Source organism: Sinorhizobium sp. FG01, assembly GCF_002531875.1.
GTDB lineage: Bacteria > Pseudomonadota > Alphaproteobacteria > Rhizobiales > Rhizobiaceae > Sinorhizobium > Sinorhizobium fredii_C.
In genome coordinates this window covers 257,255-276,761 of record NZ_NWTB01000008.1, presented here as the reverse complement: position 1 = coordinate 276,761, position 19,507 = coordinate 257,255, and the positions used below count along the sequence as shown (strand labels likewise).

Sequence of the window (19,507 nt, the reverse complement as noted above, 5' to 3'; positions counted from 1 at the left end):
CTGTTGCAATTCGCTGCAGGCGAGAGGAGAATTCGATGAGTGATCCGGGTCCGCAGACGCCGCTTTCCCGCGACACCGACCGCTGGTTGGAGCCGGGCAAGGTCAACATCCAGATCATCTACCTGCTTTATCTGGTCGGCTTCGCCATCGGCATCACTCCGCTCGTCGGCATCGTGCTCGCCTACCTTAATCGGGACAAGGCCGAAGACTGGGCGAGAACGCACTACATCTGGGCGATCCGCACCTTCTGGATCGCCCTGCTGTTCGCCGTCGTTTCGGCACTTCTGTCCGTATTGCTCATCGGCGTGCTCGGCTTCGTCGCGACGGCGGTCTGGATCGTCGTGCGCTGTGTCATAGGGCTTCAGAAAGCCGCCCGCGAGGAGCCGATCACCGATCCCGAAAGCTGGCTCATCTAAGGCGTGGCGGCTCCGTTCAGGAACTGCCGTTTGAGAATTGAGAGTGGAGTATCCGGTTGCAGACAAATTTTTCGCCAGAGCAACTCGCCGACCCGCATGTCGCCGAATCGGAAAAGATCCTGCGCAAATGCGTCCATTGCGGCTTCTGCACCGCCACCTGTCCGACCTATGTGCTGCTCGGCGACGAACTCGACAGTCCGCGCGGACGGATCTATCTCATCAAGGACATGATGGAAAACGGGCGAGCGGCCGATACCGAAACCGTCACCCATATCGACCGTTGTCTCTCCTGCCTTTCCTGCATGACCACCTGTCCGTCGGGCGTCGACTACATGCATCTCGTCGATCATGCCCGGATCCACATCGAGAAGACCTACAGACGACCGTTCAAGGATCGCTTCGCTCGTGCCGTCATTGCTGCGACCTTGCCCTATTCTTCGCGCTTCCGGCTGGCGCTCAGGGCGGCGGGGCTCGCACGCCCCTTTGCGGGGCTGCTGAAGCGGGTTCCCTGGCTCAAGACCTTCGGCGTCATGCTCGATCTCGCACCGCGTGCGGTGCCGGCCGCAGACGGGGTGAGGCCTGCCGTTTACGCGGCCAAGGGCACGCCGCGCGGCCGCGTTGCCCTGCTCGCCGGCTGTGCCCAGCCCGTGCTGAGGCCCGGGATCAACGAAGCAACGATCCGTCTGCTCACGAGCCAGGGGGTGGAGGTCGTCGTTGCCGCGGGTGAGGGCTGTTGCGGCGCGCTCGTGCACCACATGGGGCGGGAGGAGCAGGCGCTCGCCGCCGCCCGGCGCAACGTCGATGTCTGGCTGAAGGCTGCCGAGGAGGACGGTCTCGACGCCATCGTCATAACCGCATCCGGCTGCGGCACGACGATCAAGGACTACGGCCACATGCTGCGGCTGGACGCTGCCTATGCCGACAAGGCGGCCAAGGTGTCTGCCCTTGCAAAGGACATAACCGAATATCTGGCGGAGCTGGACCTGCCGGAACAGGGCACGCGTGGCCTGACTGTCGCCTATCACTCCGCCTGCTCGATGCAGCATGGCCAGAAAATCACCGCGGCACCGAAGCGGCTCCTGAAGCGGGCGGGCTATGCGGTTCGCGACCCGGCGGAAGGCCACCTCTGTTGCGGCTCGGCCGGCACCTACAACATCCTGCAGCCGGAAATATCGGCAAGGCTCAAGGCTCGCAAGGTGAGAAACATCGAGGCGACCAAGCCGAACGTCATCGCCACCGGCAATATCGGCTGCATCACCCAGATCGCCAGCGGCACGAATATCCCGATCGTGCATACGGTCGAGCTGCTCGACTGGGCCTATGGGGGTTCGAAGCCGTCGGGGCTGTGAGCGGTGGCGGTTGCCCCTCTCCTCGGGTTAAACGCGAAGAGAGGTGCAAATTTCCCGACGTATCAACCGCCAAAAATCTGGCGGAAAATGTCGACGCCGCGGTCGTCGAAGCTGACATCGCCTGCCTTGTTGCCCGGGCCGATGACGATGACCTTGGTGCCGATCGGGGCGCGATCGTAGAGGTGCTCGACGTCCTCGTTCATCATCCGGATGCAGCCGGACGACATGTTCTGGCCGATGGTCCAGGGCTGGTTCGTGCCGTGGATGCGGAAGATCGTGTCGCGGCCGCCCTTGTAGAGGTAGAGCGCGCGGGCGCCGAGCGGATTGTCGATGCCGCCTTCCTGCGTCATCGGCAGGATGCGCCCCTTGGCCGCTTCGCGCACGCGCATTTCCGCCGGCGGCGTCCAGGCCGGCCACTCGGCCTTGCGGCCCACCTTGACGATGCCGGACCAGCCGAAGCCCTCACGGCCGACGCCGATGCCGTAGCGCGTCGCGCGGTTCGGGCCGTCGATGTAGTAGAGATACTTGTTGTTGGTGTCGACGATCACCGTGCCGGGCGCCTCGTTGGTGCGGAACCGTACCTTGGTGCGCCAATATCTCTGCGGCGGCTTCTTCGGCTGGGCTGCCAGCACGACATCGGAGCGCTTCACCTTTGCACCGGCAATGTCGGCCGGAGTGAACGCGGAGGTATTTGTGGCAATGAGAAAAGCAGCGGCCGCGACGGTGAGCGCGGCCAGCCGGGTGGCATGAAGTCTCATTTATGATTCCCTCTGAACCCTCGTTGCGGGCAAGCTATGCAAAATAACCCCAAGTGCAAGCCCGTGATACATCCTGTAGAACAAGGCGCGGGCCGGAACTTGTATCGTAGGGAACGGCTGTTGCTCTTTGAACACGATCCGGCAAGAAAAAAGCCAGTTTTAAAGGGAATGTATTCTACTTGGCGGAGTGCCGCTAGATGACGATAACCTTGGTGCCGACTTTGGCGCGCTCGTAAAGGTCAACGACATCTTCGTTGCGCATGCGGATGCAGCCGGAGGAGACGCCGTAGCCGATCGTCCAGGGGGCATTGGTGCCATGGATGCGATAGAGCGTCGAGCCGAGATACATGGCGCGGGCGCCGAGCGGGTTCTGGGGTCCGCCGTCCATGCGGTCCGGAAGATAATGACCCTTGGCCGCTTCGCGCGCGATCATCTCTTGAGGCGGCGTCCAGTTCGGCCATTCGGCCTTCCGCGTGATCCTGTGTTCGCCGGCCCATTCAAAGCCGGGCTTGCCGACGCCGACGCCGTAGCGCCGCGCCTGTCCGTCGCCGGTAACGAGATAGAGGAAACGGTTGTTCGTGTCGATGACGATCGTGCCCGGCCTCTCGCCTGTCTCATAGGCCACCATCTGCGGCAGGAATTGCGGGTCAAACTGCGACCTGGCAGGCCTTTGCGGGCGTATTGCGGCAGGCTGCACGGCCGCCGTTTCCAGCCGGCGCTTCATCTGGCGACGCTCCACCAGTTTTCGGGTGGCGGCCGGGGCCTGCGGCCGATAGACGGCCGGGCGCACCCCTTCGCCGGTCAGTTGCATCACCCAGGGGGCAGTGAGATCCGGGCTGACGACGACCGGCGGCCGGTTCTGATATCGGTCCCAAGCGCCGGCGCCGGCGGGGAGGGTGCAGACAAGGCACGTGGCAAGCAAAAGGAACTTCTTCATCATCGGACGGACTCGCTACCTAACGCCGAAAAAATCATGGGCAGCGCAGCGGCTGCACTTGCAATGGCGCGATGCTCGCACTCCTCCGCCACCGAAGGGTAAACATGGCTTCGATAAAATGCTGCGATGTGGATAAAGCTTTGGGTAGGGTTATTCCCGGCTTTATGAATCTGGTTTGCAAATGGTAAATGGAACAAAAGAGAAACAAGGCGGGAGCGCGGTGATGTCGGCGAAGGGTTTGATTATCGGCGATGACGGGTTGCAGCGTTGCGCCTGGCACGGCAATCTCGACGACTACCGCCGCTACCACGACGAGGAATGGGGCCGCCCGGTGACCGACGATCGCCGGCTATTCGAGAAGATTTGCCTGGAGGGCTTCCAGTCGGGCCTTTCCTGGCTGACGATCCTCAGGAAGCGCGATGCCTTCCGCTCGGCATTCGCATGCTTCGACTTTGACATGGTTGCCGAATTCGGCGAGGCGGACATCGCGCGCTGCCTCGGCGACCCCGGCATCGTGCGACACCGGGGCAAGATCGTCTCGACTATCAACAATGCGCGCCGCGCAAAGGAATTGCGGGCGGAATTCGGCTCGCTTGCCGCCTATTTCTGGGCGCACGAGCCGGATGGAAGCGAGCGCCCGAAGGTTGTCGACTACGCGACGCTGATCGCCAATCCGACCACACCGACCTCCGTCCGGATATCGAAGGATCTGAAGAAGCGCGGCTGGACCTTCGTCGGCCCGACGACCGTCTATGCCTTCATGCAGGCCATGGGCCTCGTCAACGACCACCTCGAAGGCTGCTTCTGCCGCGCGCAAGTGGACGAGATGCGGCGGCAATTCGCCAGGCCGCTGCATAGCCGACCGGAGTGACCCTCCCCGGTTTTGGAGGCGGGGAGGGCCGGCTTCGCTAGCCGCCGTGCCCGGCGAGCCATTCCTTCATCATTGTGATCTCGGCCTCCTGGGCCTTGATGATGTCTTCCGCCAGCTTGCGGATCGCCTCGTCCTTGCCGTGCTCGAGCTCGACTCTTGCCATGTCGATCGCGCCCTGGTGGTGAACGATCATGCTGCGCACGAAATCGACGTCGGCATTGCCGGTGAAGGCGATGTCCATATCCTTGTGCATTCTGGCGTTCGCTTCAGCGAAGGCCTTGCTCGACGGTGCTATGTCGGCAGCCGTCGCGTCCTGGTGCATGCCTTGATGGTTTTCCTGGGCGTATACCGGCATGCCGACCAATACGGCGACCGTCAACGCGGCGAGGGTCCTTTTCAGGGACATGGTGTGTACCTTTCCATCCTAATGGGAATTCAGGAGATCTTGCGGGCCGCGCGAGGGAACGTCGTCGCGTCCCTCGGAGGCGCCGGCGCTAAATGGAAAGGCTGCATTTGGGCGGTGGGGACAGGGGCTTGACGGCCTGGTCGAGCAGCGGCGCTTGTCGCTGCGGCGAAAGCCGCGTCGAAGACGTCGCGGATCGCATGAACCCGGGCGGCGCCGCATGGATCGCGACGCAGGCGGAGCAGAGCGCCGGGTGGTCTGCTTTCGCCGGGCTCGGACAATGGCTCCGTTGGACGCAATGACCGTCACGACCAGTGGAGGCGTGGTTCACCATATTGGAGGTCGGGTGATGATGTGCGCTGTCCGCCATCGCGCCCAGGTCGCGCGCCTGGGCGATCGCGGGAAGGGCTCCGCCGAGCGGAGCGGATAGAAGCAGGAGAATGAGGGCGAGCCAACGCAGCATGCCGGCAAGATAGGTTACTGGGCGTCGAATATGAAGGGGGCAAGAGGAAATCGCCGAGCCGCGACCGCCTCGCGTCAGGCCGGCAACGCCGCTCCGTTGCGGGGAACCGCGAAGACGCCTTGCAGGGAACCTCCCGCAGCCTCGCCAATCGTCGAGTTTCCGATGCAGCAAAGCTGGCGTGAGCTTCCGCCCGGACGGCGGACCATCGCAGAAAAGCAGAAGGACGAGGACGTCGCGGTCGCCTTTTCCAGAATGCTGAGGATCGTTGCCCGGTCTTTCGGGTCGTAGGCCCGCACCAGATCGATGATGCCGCAGGGGTTCTGCCTCAGGCCAAGAAGCGAAAGGGTCTGCAGGCCGACCACAAAGGCGCCGCTGTCCACGTCACAACGCCACGGCTCGATCATATAGCCTGCCTTCGCGAGCACGCGGGTCCAGGCTCCGTGGGTTTCCGGATTGAGCGGCTTTATCGCTGCCGCGCCGGGCGTCATGACAGTCAGCATTTTGCGAAAGTCTCCGTTTGAAGCCCTTGTTTCGATCGGCTTAACTTATAAGGGTGCAGAGAGAATTTTACAATCACGACGCAGTGATCGTAATTCGAACCGGAACGCTTTTGCGCGCGGCCTTGTTCCGCCGCCCTCCCGGCTGCCGGCCCGTCGCCCCTTTGTCGGTCGCTACCCTTGCCGCCCTTGACGTGATCCGGTAGGGAAGGCACCGACCAAGCTTTACAGCCCGGAATGCCTTCCATGAACGACAAACCGAAGAAACCGCAGAAGCTCAAGGCGCGCCTGCCGCGCGGCTTCGTCGACCGTTCGGCGGCGGATATCCGCGCCGTCGACGAGATGATCGCGAAGATCCGCGAAGTCTACGAGCGCTATGGTTTCGATCCGGTCGAAACGCCGCTGTTCGAATATACCGATGCGCTCGGCAAGTTTCTTCCCGACAGCGACCGCCCGAACGAAGGCGTGTTCTCGCTGACGGACGACGACGAGCAATGGATGAGCCTGCGCTATGACCTGACGGCGCCGCTTGCCCGGCACGTGGCGGAGAACTTCAACGAGATACAGCTTCCCTACCGCACCTATCGCGCCGGCTACGTGTTCCGCAACGAGAAGCCGGGCCCGGGCCGTTTCCGCCAGTTCATGCAGTTCGATGCCGATACTGTCGGCGCCGCCGGCGTCCAGGCCGATGCCGAGATGTGCATGATGATGGCCGACACGATGGAGGCGCTCGGAATTGCGCGCGGCGATTACGTGATCCGCGTCAACAACCGCAAGGTTCTGGACGGCGTGCTCGAGGCGATAGGGCTCGGCGGCGATGACAAGGCGAATGCGCGGCTGACGGTTTTGCGTGCCATCGATAAGCTCGACAAGTTCGGTCCGGACGGCGTGCGCCTGCTTCTGGGCGCGGGGCGCAAGGACGAGAGCGGCGACTTCACCAAGGGTGCCGGGCTCGACGAAGAGCAGATCCGCAAGATCCTCTTCTTCGTCGGTATCAGCGACTATGCGAAGAGCGCCGATGAACTCGCCGAGCTCGTCGCCGGCACCGCGCGCGGTGCGGAGGGCGTCCAGGAGCTGAACACGATCCGCAGCCTCGTGCTCAGCGCCGGCTATGACGCGGATCGCATCAAGATCGACCCCTCGGTCGTGCGCGGCCTCGAATATTATACCGGCCCGGTCTTCGAGGCCGAACTGCAGTTTGCCGTCACTAACGAGAAGGGCGAGAAGGTCGTCTTCGGCTCGGTCGGCGGCGGCGGCCGCTATGACGGTCTCGTCTCGCGCTTCATGGGCCAGCCGGTGCCGGCAACGGGCTTCTCGATCGGCGTGTCGCGGCTGATGACGGCGCTGAAGAATCTCGGCAAGCTCGGGGTCGAGGAGGTGGTCGCGCCGGTCGTCGTCTGCGTCATGGACCGCGACCTCGACAGCATGGGCAGCTACCAGCGCTTCGTGCAGCAATTGCGCCATGCCGGCATCCGCGCCGAGATGTACCAGGGCAACAAGAAGAACTTCGGCGACCAGCTCAAATATGCCGACCGGCGCGGTTCGCCGATCGCCATCATCCAGGGCGGCGACGAGCGCGCTTCGGGCGTCGTTCAGATCAAGGACCTGATCGAGGGCAAGCGGCTCTCCGGCGAGATCGAGGACAATGCCGCCTGGCGCGAGGCGCGTGTCGCCCAGGTCTCCGTCCCGGAGAGTGAGCTCGTCGCAAAGGTTCGCGAAATTCTCGCAGAGCAGGCCGAGGACCGGAAAAGGGCAGGCTGATGCCGCTGATCAACCTTCCCGCCTTTGCCGGCGAGTTGCTTGCCGATTTCGAGCGGCTGAAGACGTTGCGCGTCGACACGCCGGTGATCCAGCCGGCCGAGCCCTTTCTCGACATGGCTGGTGAGGATCTGCGCCGGCGCATCTTCATGACCGAAAGCGAGACCGGCGAGAGCCTCTGCCTGCGCCCCGAATTCACCATTCCCGTCTGCCTCCGCCATATCGAGACGGCGACCGGCACGCCGCAGCGCTACGCCTATCTCGGCGAGGTGTTCCGGCAGCGCCGCGAAGGCTCGAGCGAGTTCTACCAGGCGGGCATCGAGGATCTCGGCGATGCCGACACGGCCGGCGCCGATGCGCGGGCGATCGGCGACGCTATGCTGGTGCTTGCCTACCGGCTGCCGGATCGGCGGCTGAAGGTGACGCTCGGCGACCAATCGGTCTTCGAGGCGGTGATTGCCGCCTGCGGACTGCCGGGGGGCTGGCAGAAGCGGCTGATCCACGCCTTCGGCGATCAGAAACTATTGCAGAAGCTCCTGGGTGAGCTTGCCGATCCCAAATCCGCGGGCGTCTTCGGCCCCGAAGTCGAGCGGCTCGCCATCATGGGAATCCTCGACGACCAGGAAAGGCTCGTCGCCCATCTCGCCGAGACGATGGAGGCGACCGGCTATTCCACCAATGCCAGCCGTTCGCCGCGCGACATCGCCCGCCGCCTGAAGGAGAAGACGGAGCTTGCGGCCACGCGGCTCGACAAGGCAGCACTCGCCGTCATGCGCGAGTTCCTCGCCTTCGACCTGCCGCTTGCCGAAGCTCCGGCGGCGCTGCACGCTTTCGCGAAGAAATCGAGATTGAAGATCGACGGCGCGCTGTCGCTGTTCGACGCCCGCGTCGCCGCCGTCGCAAAGGCGGGCGCCGATCTCGGTCTGATCCGCTATCGTGCCGCCTTCGGCCGCCCGCTCGACTACTATACCGGCCTTGTCTTCGAGATCGAGGCCGAGGGAGCACCGGCGGTTCTCGCCGGCGGCGGGCGCTTCGATCGCTTGCTGACGCTGCTTGGCGCCCGCGAGCACATTCCGGCCGTTGGCTTTTCTCTCTGGCTCGACCGGATCGAACGGGCCATCGCTGCCGCAGGGGGCGCGAAATGACGATAACCATTGCGCTGCCGTCCAAGGGCCGGATGAAGGACGACGCCTCGGCCATCTTCGAGCGCGCCGGGATGAGGATCGTCGCCGTCGGCAACGACCGCTCCTATCGCGGCCGCGTCGAGGGTTCGGATGACGTCGAGGTCGCCTTCCTGTCGGCCTCCGAGATCTCCCGCGAGGTCGGCAGCGGCGCGGTCGACTTCGGCGTTACCGGCGAGGACCTGGTGCGCGAAGGCATCGCCGACGCCGATGCACGCGTCGAATTCGTCGCCCGGCTCGGATTCGGCCAGGCCGATGTCGTCGTCGCGGTGCCGGAAGTCTGGTACGACGTCGATACCATGGCCGACCTCGGCGATGTGGCCGCCGACTTTCGTGCCCGCCACGGCCGCCGGCTCGCGATCGCCACCAAATACTGGCGGCTCACCCAGCAGTTCTTCTCTGGCAGCCACGGCATCCAGCTCTATCGCATCGTCGAAAGCCTGGGCGCCACCGAAGGTGCGCCCGCTTCCGGCTCGGCCGACATCATCGTCGACATCACCTCGACCGGATCCACCTTGAAGGCCAACCACCTGAAGATCCTCTCGGACGGGGTGATCCTGCGTTCCGAAGCCTGCCTCGTGCGGGCTCGCAAGGCTTCCCATGAAGGCAATCCCGTCATCGATCGGATCATTTCATCCGTGCGTTCGGTCCTCTGAAGCCACCGCACGGTCGGAATTTTCGACCGGGGTCTGACAAATGCAACCAGCGCGACCTATCTAGGGGCGGCAGACCACCTTAACTTTCCATCCCACCTCAAGGCACCTCATGGCTGATCTTTCCTCCTTCCCGATCACAAGCCGCTGGCCGGCGAAGAATCCCGACATCATCCAGCTCTATTCGCTGCCGACGCCGAACGGCGTGAAGATCTCGATTGCTCTGGAAGAACTCGGGCTGCCCTATGAGGCGCATCGTATTGCTTTCGACGCGAACGAGCAGAAGTCGCCCGAATTCCTGTCACTCAACCCGAACGGACGCATCCCGGCGATCATCGATCCGAACGGACCGGACGGCAAACCGATCGGTCTCTTCGAATCCGGCGCGATCCTCATCTATCTCGCGGAAAAGGCCGGCAAGCTCATTCCGGCCGATGCGGCCGGGCGCTACGAGACGCTCTGCTGGGTGATGTTCCAGATGGGCGGCATCGGGCCGATGCTCGGCCAGTTCGGCCACTTCTTTAAGTTCGCCGCCGAGAAGGTCGCCGACAATTCCTATCCGGTCGAGCGCTATCGCGACGAGGCAAAGCGCCTGCTCGGCGTTCTCGAAACGCGGCTCGAGGGCCGTGAGTGGCTGATGGGCGACGAATACACCATTGCGGACATCGCCACCTATCCCTGGGTCGAAGGCGCGCGCAAGTTCTATGGCGGCGCCGAAGTGCTTGAGTACAAGAGCTTCCCGAATGTCATGGCCTGGGTCGACCGCGGCCTGGCGCGTCCGGCTGCGCAGAAGGGCATGGAAATTCCGCGCAAGGAATAGCGTCGCCTTTTCGGCTCGAGTTGACTGGACTCGGGCCGGAGGGTTACGGGTTAGCGAGCCAATGCGGAAGCCTGTGCGGCTTCCGCGGCTCGAAGAATTGATCGTTGAGACGGGTGGAGATGGTGTCGGGAAGACTTGTTGTTGTGGGTGGCGGTCAGGCCGCTTTCGCCTTGATTGCCAAGCTTCGCGCCCTGCAGGACATGCGTTCGATTACTGTCGTCGCCGCCGAGTCGAGCCTGCCCTATCAGCGGCCGCCGCTTTCCAAGAAATACCTGCTGCGCGAAATGACTCTCGACCGGCTGCTCTATCGGCCGGAGGCCTGGTATGCGGAGCACGAAATCGACATTCGCCTGTCGACGCTGGTGACGCGGGTCGACCGCAAGACGAAGGAAGTCACGCTCAGCGACGGCTCGAGGCTCCCCTATGAAACGCTGGCCTTTGCAACCGGTGCCACGCCGCGCCGCTTGCCCGCTTCGATTGGCGGCGATCTCGAAGGCGTGCACGTGGTGCGCGATTTCCAGGACGCCGACCGGCTCGCCGGGGAGATGCAGCCGGGGCGGCGGGTATTGGTGATCGGCGGGGGCTATATCGGCCTGGAGGCGGCGGCGGTCGCCCGTACATGCGGGCTGGAGGTCACAGTCATAGAAATGGCGGACCGCATCCTGCAGCGCGTCGCTTCGGCCGCGACCTCTGCGGTCGTCCGCGAGATCCATCGCTCGCATGGGGTCGAAGTCCGCGAGCGCATGGGCCTTCACCGGCTGATCGGCGAAGACGGGCGCGTGTCCGCGGCGGAGCTCTCCGACGGCTCGGTCATTCCGGCCGACCTGGTGATCGTCGGCATCGGCGTGGCGGCGAATGACGCCCTGGCCCATGATGCCGGCCTCGAAACCGCGAACGGCATCCTCGTCGACAGCCACGGCCGGACATCCGACCCGGCGATCTTCGCGATCGGTGACTGCGCCGTCTTGCCCTGGCAGGACATGCGCATTCGTCTCGAATCGGTCCAGAACGCCGTCGACCAGGCGGAAGCGATCGCAGCCGTTCTCGCCGGCGGTTCCGAGCCCTATGATCCGAAGCCTTGGTTCTGGTCGGACCAGTACGACGTCAAGCTGCAGATCGCCGGCTTCGGGCTTGGCCACGACGAAACCCTGGTTCGCCCGGGCCAGCGCGAGGGCAGCGTCTCCGTCTGGTATTTCCGCCAGGGCAAGTTGATCGCCGTCGATGCCATCAACGACGCGAAGGCCTACGTGACGGGCAAGAAGCTGCTCGAAGCGGGCGTAACGCCCAATCGGGCCCTACTGGCCGATCCGCAGGTCGATCTCAAATCCTTGCTCGCATAGCGGCGCAAGGGCGATCTCCTTGCCATGAACGTACCGTTCGCGGAACGACTCCACGTGTCTTTGCCGCTCCTCGAATGGCGCGCACCTCCTACGATAAGCTTGCGGTAGCTTGGCGATTCATTAACGCAACTCAGCAATGTTCGCTTCGAAAGCGGCGGTGGTCCCGGTAAATTTCATCCTTCCTTAAAGGGATTAAAGCGAACACATAGCGACCCGGCGTGGAACACAGGCGCCGAGCGGGCGAATGCGTGTATTTGGGCGACCTGCAATGTTTAGGATTCTTTCGTGCCTCGTCGTGGAACATGACTTGCGGTTGGTTGCACTGGCGGCGGTGGTTTGCTTCCTTTCCAGCTTTGGCGCCGTGACGCTGCTTCAGCGGGCCCGAATCTCCGAGGGCAGGCCGCAGGCGATCTGGGTGGCGGCCGCAGGCATTGCCAGCGGCTTCGGCATTTGGGCGACCCATTTCATTGCCATGCTCGCCTATGACCCGGGAGTCGTCCTCGGCTACCAGGCCAGCCTGACGGCATTGTCGCTGGTGGCCGCGATCTTGCTGACGACGTCGGCTCTGGCGATCGCCTCCTATTGGAAGGGCCGTCCCGCATGGCTGCTGGGTGGCCTGGTGCTCGGCGCCGGTGTGGGCTCAATGCATTTCCTCGGCATGGCCGCCCTTGAAGTGCCCGGGTTCATTCGTTGGGATTCGATGCTCGTCGTCGCATCGATTTTGGCCGGCGTGCTCTTCGACATGGGTGCCCTTCTTGCGATCAACCGGGCCGACCAGTCGCTGAGGGCACAGATGGCCGCGACGTTGGCGATGACGCTCGGCATCGTCGTGCTGCACTTCACCGCGATGGGCGCGGTTACGATCGAAGTCGAGTTCGCGACGACCCAAACCCCGGAAGGCATGATCCAGCCGCATCTCTTGGCCTTCGTCCTTGCCGGAACCGCCTTCTTTCTTCTATCCGCCGTGCTGATCGCCGCCGGCTTCGCACGCCAGGCGGAGATCCTCGCCACCACATCGGAGAAGGAGTTTTCCCGCTTCGTGCGCAGCGTCAGGGACTATGCCATCTACATGCTCGATGTCGACGGACGCGTGGCAAGCTGGAATGCCGGCGCCGAGGCCAACAAGGGATATTCCGCCGAGGAGATCATCGGCAAAAACTTCTCCTGCTTCTACTCGCCCGAGGATCGTGCGGCGAACCTGCCGGGGCGCGCCTTGCGCATCGCCCTTGACGCCGGGAAATATGAAACCGAGGGCTGGCGCTACCGGAAGGATGGCACCCGCTTCTGGGCGCATGTGGTGATCGACCCGATCATCGGCGAGGACGGCGAGCACGCCGGCTTCATCAAGATCGCCAAGGACATCACCAAGCAGAAGGAGGATGCCGATCGGATCGCCGAGGTGAGCAAGAATCTCGACATCGCGCTCGAAAACATGAGCCAAGGCATTTGTCTCTTCGATCGTGCCGACCGCCTGCTGCTTTCGAATCGGCGCTGCCTCGAGATCTTCGATCTGCCTGAATCGATGGCCGGCAAGGGCATGACCTTCCGGGAAGTCCTCAATCGTGCATTTGACCGCACCTATGCGGATCCGGTGGTCGCGGAGGCGAAGGCGAACGAGGCCTATCAGAGGCATAGGCTGGACATCGTGGCGAAGGGCGGCGGCGACCTGGTCGAAAAATTGTCGAACGGACGCTCGATCCTGTCCAAGCACCGCACGCTTCCCGATGGCGGTTGGGTCTCCACCTATGAGGACATCACCGAGCGGCTCGACTCCGAGGAGCAGATTTCCTTCCTCGCGCGTCACGACAGCCTGACCGGGCTGCCCAACCGATTGCAGTTCAACAGCCATCTCGACGAGGAACTCGACGCGGCCGTCTGGTTTTCGCGCAAGGTGGCGGTCGTCGGCATCGATCTCGACAAGTTCAAGGAAGTCAACGACCTGCACGGACATGCGGCTGGCGACTTCGTACTGGTGACGATCGCGCAGCGGATGAAGGAACACCTGCAAGAGGGCGAATTCGTCGCCCGCTTCGGCGGAGACGAGTTCGCTGCGGTCAAGCGCTTCGAAGACCTGTCTGAACTCAATGACTTCCTGCGGCGGATCGAGCGGTGCCTGCATGAGGAGATGCGCTTCGGCGATTTCGAGCTGAAATCCGGCGGCAGCATGGGTGTGGCCATCTACCCGCAGGATGCGGAAACCGCCGACACGCTGATCAACAACGCCGACCTCGCGATGTATCGGGCGAAGGCGGCGCTCAATCAGACGATCTGCTTCTACGAGGTCTCGATGGACGAGGCTGCACGCGGCCGCCGGGCGCTGGCGAACGATCTCTGGGAAGCGGTTGAGAAGAACCAGCTGGCACTGCACTACCAGGTGCAGAAATCAGTGACGAGCGGAGAGGTGATCGGCTACGAAGTGCTGCTGCGCTGGAACCATCCGGAACGCGGCATGGTATCGCCAGGCGAATTCATCCCGCTCGCCGAGGAATGCGGCGCCATTCTGCCGATCGGCGAATGGGTGTTGCGCGAGGCCTGCCGTGAAGCGGCGACCTGGGACAGCCAGCACAAGATCGCCGTGAACCTCTCGCCGGTGCAGCTGGCAAATGGCGACGTCGTCAGCCTCGTCCATGCGATCCTCGTCGAAACCGGGCTCGACCCGAAACGGCTCGAGCTCGAGATTACCGAATCGACGATTATCGACGACAAGCAGCGCGCGCTGTTGACGCTGCGCGAGATCAAGGCGCTTGGCGTGACGATCGCCATCGACGATTTCGGCACGGGTTACTCCTCGCTAGAGACATTGCGGTCGTTCCCCTTCGACAAGATCAAGCTCGACAAGAGCTTCATGTCCGAGGTCGAAGGCAGCCCCCAGGCAAAGGCGATTATTCGCGCCATCCTCGCCCTCGGCCACAGCCTCCAGGTACCGGTGCTCGCCGAAGGGGTGGAAACCCAGAAGCAGCTCGACATTCTCATTGCCGAAGGCTGCGACGAGGCGCAGGGCTATCTCCTCGGGCGGCCGGCGCCGATCGGTTCCGTCGTTGGGGTCAGGACCGAGGCCGCCTGACGCGTTCGGCAAACGGCGAAAGCGGGAGAGTGGGATTGATACCCCTTCTGCCCTGCCGGGCATCTCCCCCACAAGGAGGGAGATTGGCTGGAAAACGCCGTTCTGCCCCACGCCCAGCGTGCCTATGCCGAAATAAAGGGACCTGCAAAGTCCATGTAAGGATATTTGATGGCGGGACATTGCCACTTGCCGATCTCCACCCTTGTGGGGGAGATGCCCGGCAGGGCAGAGGGGGTGCCTCCGACCGTAGCAACGATTCCACAAGAGGCGCGGCGCTGGCATGAAGTCGTCGGCTTGCCGCCGAGTGTGAACGCCCGGTGGTGCCCGGCGGCGCTTGCCCAGCGAGGCGAATGGCATGAAGGAATCCTCGCCGACGAAATCCTGAAAAGCAAAAAGGGCGGCTCGAGAGCCGCCCTTCCGATCCGGATGGATCACCTGCGCTAAGGCTTTCGCCTTATCACATCATGTCCATGCCGCCCATTCCGCCCATGCCGCCCGGCATGGCCGGAGCGTCCTTCTTCGGCAGCTCGGCGATCATGGCTTCGGTGGTGACGAGCAGGCCCGCAACCGAGGCTGCGTCCTGGAGAGCGGTGCGGACGACCTTGACCGGGTCGATGATGCCCATGGCGATCATGTCGCCATACTCGCCGGTCTGAGCGTTGTAGCCGAAGTCGTCGGTGTTCTTCTCGAGGATCTTGCCGACAACGATCGAGGCTTCATCGCCAGCGTTCTCCGCGATCTGGCGGGCCGGAGCCTGCAGAGCGCGACGAACGATGTTGATACCGGCGTCCTGATCGTCGTTTTCACCCTTGACGGTGATCTTGACGGAAGAGCGCAGCAGGGCAACACCGCCACCCGGTACGATGCCTTCCTGAACGGCAGCGCGCGTCGCGTTGAGGGCGTCGTCGATGCGGTCCTTCTTTTCCTTCACTTCGACTTCCGTCGCACCGCCGACGCGAATAACGGCAACGCCGCCAGCGAGCTTGGCAAGGCGCTCCTGCAGCTTCTCACGGTCGTAGTCGGAAGTGGTTTCTTCGATCTGGGCCTTGATCTGGGCAACGCGGCCTTCGATGTCGACCTTCTGGCCGGCGCCGTCGACGATCGTCGTGTTTTCCTTGGAGATCGAGACCTTCTTCGCACGGCCGAGCATGTCGAGCGTGACGTTTTCGAGCTTGATGCCAAGGTCTTCGGAGATCACCGTGCCGCCCGTCAGGATGGCGATGTCTTCGAGCATGGCCTTGCGGCGGTCGCCGAAGCCCGGAGCCTTGACGGCAGCGATCTTCAGGCCGCCACGCAGCTTGTTGACGACGAGCGTTGCAAGAGCTTCGCCTTCGACGTCTTCAGCGATGATGAGGAGCGGCTTGCCGGTCTGAACGACGGCTTCGAGAACCGGGAGCATCGCCTGAAGATTGGAGAGCTTCTTCTCGTGCAGGAGAATGAAAGCGTCTTCGAGGTCTGCGACCATCTTTTCCGGGTTGGTGACGAAGTAGGGCGACAGGTAGCCGCGGTCGAACTGCATGCCTTCGACGACCTCGAGTTCGGTCTCGGCGGTCTTGGCCTCTTCAACCGTGATGACGCCTTCGTTGCCGACCTTCTGCATCGCTTCAGCGATGTCGAGGCCGATCTGCTTTTCGCCGTTTGCCGAGATCGTGCCGACCTGGGCGACTTCTGCCGAGGTGTTGATCTTCTTGGCTTTGGCGAGCAGGTCCTTGACGACTTCGGTGACGGCGAGGTCGATGCCGCGCTTCAGGTCCATCGGGTTCATGCCGGCAGCAACGGCCTTGGCGCCTTCGCGAACGATCGCCTGGGCGAGAACGGTTGCGGTCGTGGTGCCGTCACCGGCGATGTCGTTGGTCTTCGAAGCGACTTCGCGGACCATCTGGGCGCCCATGTTCTCGAACTTGTCTTCGAGTTCGATTTCCTTGGCGACCGAAACGCCATCCTTGGTGATGCGCGGAGCGCCGAAGGACTTGTCGATAACGACGTTGCGGCCCTTCGGGCCGAGCGTCACCTTGACCGCATCGGCGAGGATGTCGACGCCGCGCAGCATCTTTTCGCGCGCGGTACGGCCGAACTTGACTTCTTTAGCTGCCATTTTTGAAAGCTCCTGGTTTCGAAGTTCCGGGACGCACCCGGTTTCAAATTACGGAAGTTGGGGTTGCGGGCCGATCAGCCGATGATGCCCATGATGTCGGCTTCCTTCATGATCAGAAGGTCTTCGCCGTTGATCTTGACTTCGGTGCCGGACCACTTGCCGAACAGGACGCGGTCACCAGCCTTGACGTCGAGCGGAACAACCTTGCCGCTTTCGTCACGGGCACCCGAACCGACAGCCACGATTTCGCCTTCTTGCGGCTTTTCCTTCGCGGTGTCCGGAATGATGATGCCGCCCTTGGTCTTTTCCTCAGACTCGACGCGGCGGACGACAACGCGGTCGTGCAGCGGACGGAAGTTGGTGCTTGCCATTGTCTAATCCCTCGATCAAATGACATTGCGGATCGTTCATCGATCCGGTGGATGGGTGTTAGCACTCCTGCTTAAAGAGTGCTAGCGCCGCCGAGATAAGGCTGGCTACCGAACGAGTCAAGGATCGGCTTCGAGATTTTTTTGCCGGCCGCGAGCGTTGACATGAAATGCCGTTTTTTGTTTGATGGATCTATGGGGTAAGCGAATGCCCCACGAGGCGTCATGCTGGAATTTCGCGTCCAACAGCTATCAAGGACGTCGTATCATGGCCTCGTTCAACTCCATCTCTCCTGAAAAACTTGCCCGGCTGGTCGGCACGCCGAAAGCTCCCGTCCTCATCGATGTTCGCGATGAGGACGATTTCACCGCCGATCCCCATCTCGTACCGTCCTCGTTCCACCGGACGCACGCCGATGCGCCCAAATGGGCGGACGAATACAAAGGACAGTGGGTCGTCGCGCTCTGCAAGCACGGCGGCAAGCTCAGCGAAGGCGTTGCCGCATGGCTTCGGCACGCCGGCGCGTCTGCGGAAATATTGGAAGGCGGTCTCGAAGCGTGGCGCGAGGCGGGTCTGCCTCTCGTCCCGGTGGCGAGCCTGCCGAATGCCGACCCTTCGGGCGGCTCGGTGTGGGTGACGCGATCCCGGCCGAAGATCGACCGCATCGCCTGCCCGTGGCTGATCCGCCGCTTCGTCGATCCGCGTGCCAGGTTCCTCTACGTCTCGCCGGCCGAGGTCGAGGCGGTCGGCGAACGCTTCGACGCAACGCCGTTCGACATCGAAGGCGTGTTCTGGAGCCACCGCGGCGACGATTGCACCTTCGACACGATGGTCAAGGAATTCCGCCTTTCCTTTCCCGCGCTCGAGCACGTCGCCCGGATCGTCCGCGGTGCCGACACGGACAGGCACGAGCTGGAACCGCAAGCGGCCGGTCTTCTCGCCGTATCGCTTGGCCTATCCCGAATGTATGCCGGCGACCTCGAACAGCTCGAGGCGGGGATGACTCTCTATGACGCGCTCTACCGCTGGGCGCGCGATGCGAGAGAGGAGAAGCACGATTGGGTATCGCACGGCGGCAAGGGGAAGCGGACGTGAACGACCAGGTATCGGCGGGCCTTCCGCCCGCCCATCCGACCTTTGCCGAAGCCGCGAAGGTCTGGGCAAGGATCGGCCTGTTGAGCTTCGGCGGGCCGGCCGGACAGATTGCGCTCATGCACCGGGAACTCGTCGAGGAGCGCCGCTGGATCTCGGAAAGCCGCTTCCTGCACGCGCTTAACTATTGCATGCTGCTGCCCGGCCCAGAGGCGCAACAACTCGCCACCTATATCGGCTGGCTCCTACACGGCACGCGCGGCGGGGTGGTGGCGGGCACGCTCTTCGTGATGCCGGGCTTTTTTGTCATCCTGGGCCTCTCGTCCGCCTATGCCCTGTTCCAGGAGACCAATTGGCTTGCGAGCCTCTTCTTCGGCCTTAAGGCCGCGGTGCTGGCGATCGTCATCGAGGCGCTGATCCGGCTTTCCCGCCGGGCGCTGAAAACCGGCTTCGATCGATGGCTCGCCATCCTGGCGTTCCTGGCGCTCTTCGTTTTCGCCGTGCCCTTTCCGCTGGTGGTCCTCGCGGCCGGCATCGCGGGCTATGTCGCTGCCCGCCATGCGCCGGCGCGGCGAGCGGCCGCGCATCAAGCGAAGGCTCCCGATCTTCCCTCCGTTATCGGCGCCGATTACCCCCACGGAAAGCCAAGCTGGGGGAGGGCGGCGGCAGTCATTGCCGTATGGGGCGCCCTCTGGCTGGCGCCCTTCCTCCTGATCGCGGCCATCGTCGGCGGACCGAATGTCTACACAGACATCGGCCTCTTCTTTTCGCAGATGGCGGTCGTCACTTTCGGCGGCGCCTATGCCGTTCTTGCCTATGTCGCACAGCAGGCGGTCGAGACCTATCACTGGCTGCGCCCCGGGGAGATGGTCGATGGCCTGGCGCTGGCGGAGACGACGCCGGGGCCGCTGGTGCTTGTGCTCGCCTTCGTCGGCTTCATGGGGGCGTACCGTGCGCCGATCGGTGTCGATGCGCTGACGTCGGGCGTGCTTGGCGCGACGCTTGCGACTTGGGTGACCTTCGTTCCGTGCTTTCTCTGGATCTTTCTCGGCGCGCCCTATGTCGAGCGGCTGCGCGCCAATGCGGCGCTCTCCGGTGCCCTGTCGGCGATCTCGGCGGCGGTCGCCGGCGTTATCCTCAACCTCGCCGTCTGGTTCGGCCTTCATGTCCTCTTTGGTCGCGTCGAGCGATTGGAGAGCGGCCCGCTCTCGCTTCCCTATCCGGATCCGGCGACGCTTCACCCTGCTGCTCTTTTCTTGACCGTCATTGCGGCCGTTTCGCTTTTCTGGTGGAAGCGCGGCATTTTCCAGACGCTCGCGATCTGTGCGGTGGCCGGCTGGTTGCTGATGCTTGTCTGATTGGCGGCATTTGTCGCCGCCTATCTTGGGAACTGCGGCGTTTTTCTGTAGGCGAGGCTTGTATTCTTGGTCCTTCCTTGCGA

17 protein-coding genes are annotated in these 19,507 nt (G+C 63.3%); 11 read left to right on the top strand and 6 right to left on the bottom strand.

Translation table 11 applies throughout. The features are described from left to right. The first annotated feature begins 35 nt into the window (after positions 1-35). Positions 36-416, top strand: a complete 381-nt coding sequence (locus CO656_RS15720; RefSeq protein ID WP_037413239.1) for a membrane protein — start codon at positions 36-38, stop codon at positions 414-416. Between the two features lie 56 nt (positions 417-472). After that, positions 473-1,765, top strand: a complete 1,293-nt coding sequence (glcF, locus tag CO656_RS15715; RefSeq protein ID WP_097526345.1) for a glycolate oxidase subunit GlcF — start codon at positions 473-475, stop codon at positions 1,763-1,765. A gap of 62 nt (positions 1,766-1,827) precedes the next feature. Here glcF and CO656_RS15710 read toward each other — a convergent pair whose 3' ends face one another. Continuing rightward, the gene (locus tag CO656_RS15710) at positions 1,828-2,523 is read right to left on the bottom strand and encodes a L,D-transpeptidase (protein WP_097526344.1); all 696 of its coding nucleotides are present in this window, start codon (positions 2,521-2,523) and stop codon (positions 1,828-1,830) included. Positions 2,524-2,716: 193 nt separating this feature from the next. Continuing rightward, entirely contained in the window at positions 2,717-3,463 is a 747-nt protein-coding gene (locus CO656_RS15705; protein WP_097526343.1) for a L,D-transpeptidase, read from the bottom strand. A 220-nt stretch (positions 3,464-3,683) separates the two neighbouring features. Between CO656_RS15705 and CO656_RS15700 the strand changes: the two genes are divergently transcribed. Further along, entirely contained in the window at positions 3,684-4,331 is a 648-nt protein-coding gene (locus tag CO656_RS15700) for a DNA-3-methyladenine glycosylase I (RefSeq protein ID WP_037413245.1), read from the top strand. A gap of 37 nt (positions 4,332-4,368) precedes the next feature. On the opposite strand, the gene CO656_RS15695 is transcribed toward CO656_RS15700, so the two are convergent. Both CO656_RS15695 and CO656_RS15685 read right to left on the bottom strand, forming a co-directional pair. Next, on the bottom strand, positions 4,369-4,737 hold the full coding sequence (locus CO656_RS15695; protein ID WP_097526342.1) for a DUF305 domain-containing protein: 369 nt from the start codon (positions 4,735-4,737) through the stop codon (positions 4,369-4,371). A gap of 534 nt (positions 4,738-5,271) precedes the next feature. After that, a complete protein-coding gene (locus CO656_RS15685; protein ID WP_097526341.1) occupies positions 5,272-5,697 on the bottom strand; it encodes a hypothetical protein in 426 nt (141 codons plus the stop codon). Between the two features lie 243 nt (positions 5,698-5,940). Between CO656_RS15685 and hisS the strand changes: the two genes are divergently transcribed. From hisS to CO656_RS15655, 6 genes are all read left to right on the top strand, one after another. Further along, positions 5,941-7,455 (top strand): histidine--tRNA ligase, encoded by a 1,515-nt coding sequence (hisS, locus tag CO656_RS15680; RefSeq protein WP_037413367.1) that lies wholly within the window; start codon positions 5,941-5,943, stop codon positions 7,453-7,455. Beyond that, positions 7,455-8,597: an ATP phosphoribosyltransferase regulatory subunit gene (locus tag CO656_RS15675; RefSeq protein ID WP_097526340.1), complete on the top strand. Its 1,143-nt coding sequence runs from the start codon at positions 7,455-7,457 to the stop codon at positions 8,595-8,597. Before hisS ends, CO656_RS15675 begins: the two co-directional genes overlap by 1 nt. Continuing rightward, positions 8,594-9,289, top strand: coding sequence for an ATP phosphoribosyltransferase (gene hisG / locus CO656_RS15670; protein ID WP_037413250.1), 696 nt, complete (start codon positions 8,594-8,596; stop codon positions 9,287-9,289). Before CO656_RS15675 ends, hisG begins: the two co-directional genes overlap by 4 nt. A 109-nt stretch (positions 9,290-9,398) precedes the next feature. After that, entirely contained in the window at positions 9,399-10,106 is a 708-nt protein-coding gene (locus CO656_RS15665) for a glutathione binding-like protein (RefSeq protein WP_037413252.1), read from the top strand. A 122-nt stretch (positions 10,107-10,228) separates the two neighbouring features. Next, positions 10,229-11,446, top strand: a complete 1,218-nt coding sequence (locus CO656_RS15660) for an FAD-dependent oxidoreductase (protein ID WP_097526390.1) — start codon at positions 10,229-10,231, stop codon at positions 11,444-11,446. A 268-nt stretch (positions 11,447-11,714) separates the two neighbouring features. Further along, positions 11,715-14,510 (top strand): EAL domain-containing protein, encoded by a 2,796-nt coding sequence (locus CO656_RS15655; protein ID WP_097526339.1) that lies wholly within the window; start codon positions 11,715-11,717, stop codon positions 14,508-14,510. A gap of 457 nt (positions 14,511-14,967) precedes the next feature. On the opposite strand, the gene groL is transcribed toward CO656_RS15655, so the two are convergent. Beyond that, positions 14,968-16,605, bottom strand: coding sequence for a chaperonin GroEL (gene groL / locus CO656_RS15645; RefSeq protein WP_037413255.1), 1,638 nt, complete (start codon positions 16,603-16,605; stop codon positions 14,968-14,970). Positions 16,606-16,679: 74 nt separating this feature from the next. Continuing rightward, positions 16,680-16,976 (bottom strand): co-chaperone GroES, encoded by a 297-nt coding sequence (gene groES, locus CO656_RS15640; protein WP_012706990.1) that lies wholly within the window; start codon positions 16,974-16,976, stop codon positions 16,680-16,682. A 265-nt stretch (positions 16,977-17,241) separates the two neighbouring features. Here groES and CO656_RS15635 point away from each other — a divergent pair, with 265 nt between their 5' ends. Next, on the top strand, positions 17,242-18,069 hold the full coding sequence (locus CO656_RS15635; protein ID WP_097526338.1) for a sulfurtransferase/chromate resistance protein: 828 nt from the start codon (positions 17,242-17,244) through the stop codon (positions 18,067-18,069). Beyond that, positions 18,066-19,424, top strand: a complete 1,359-nt coding sequence (gene chrA / locus CO656_RS15630) for a chromate efflux transporter (protein ID WP_097526337.1) — start codon at positions 18,066-18,068, stop codon at positions 19,422-19,424. The genes CO656_RS15635 and chrA overlap by 4 nt, the downstream gene beginning before the upstream one ends. Positions 19,425-19,507 lie beyond the last annotated feature (83 nt).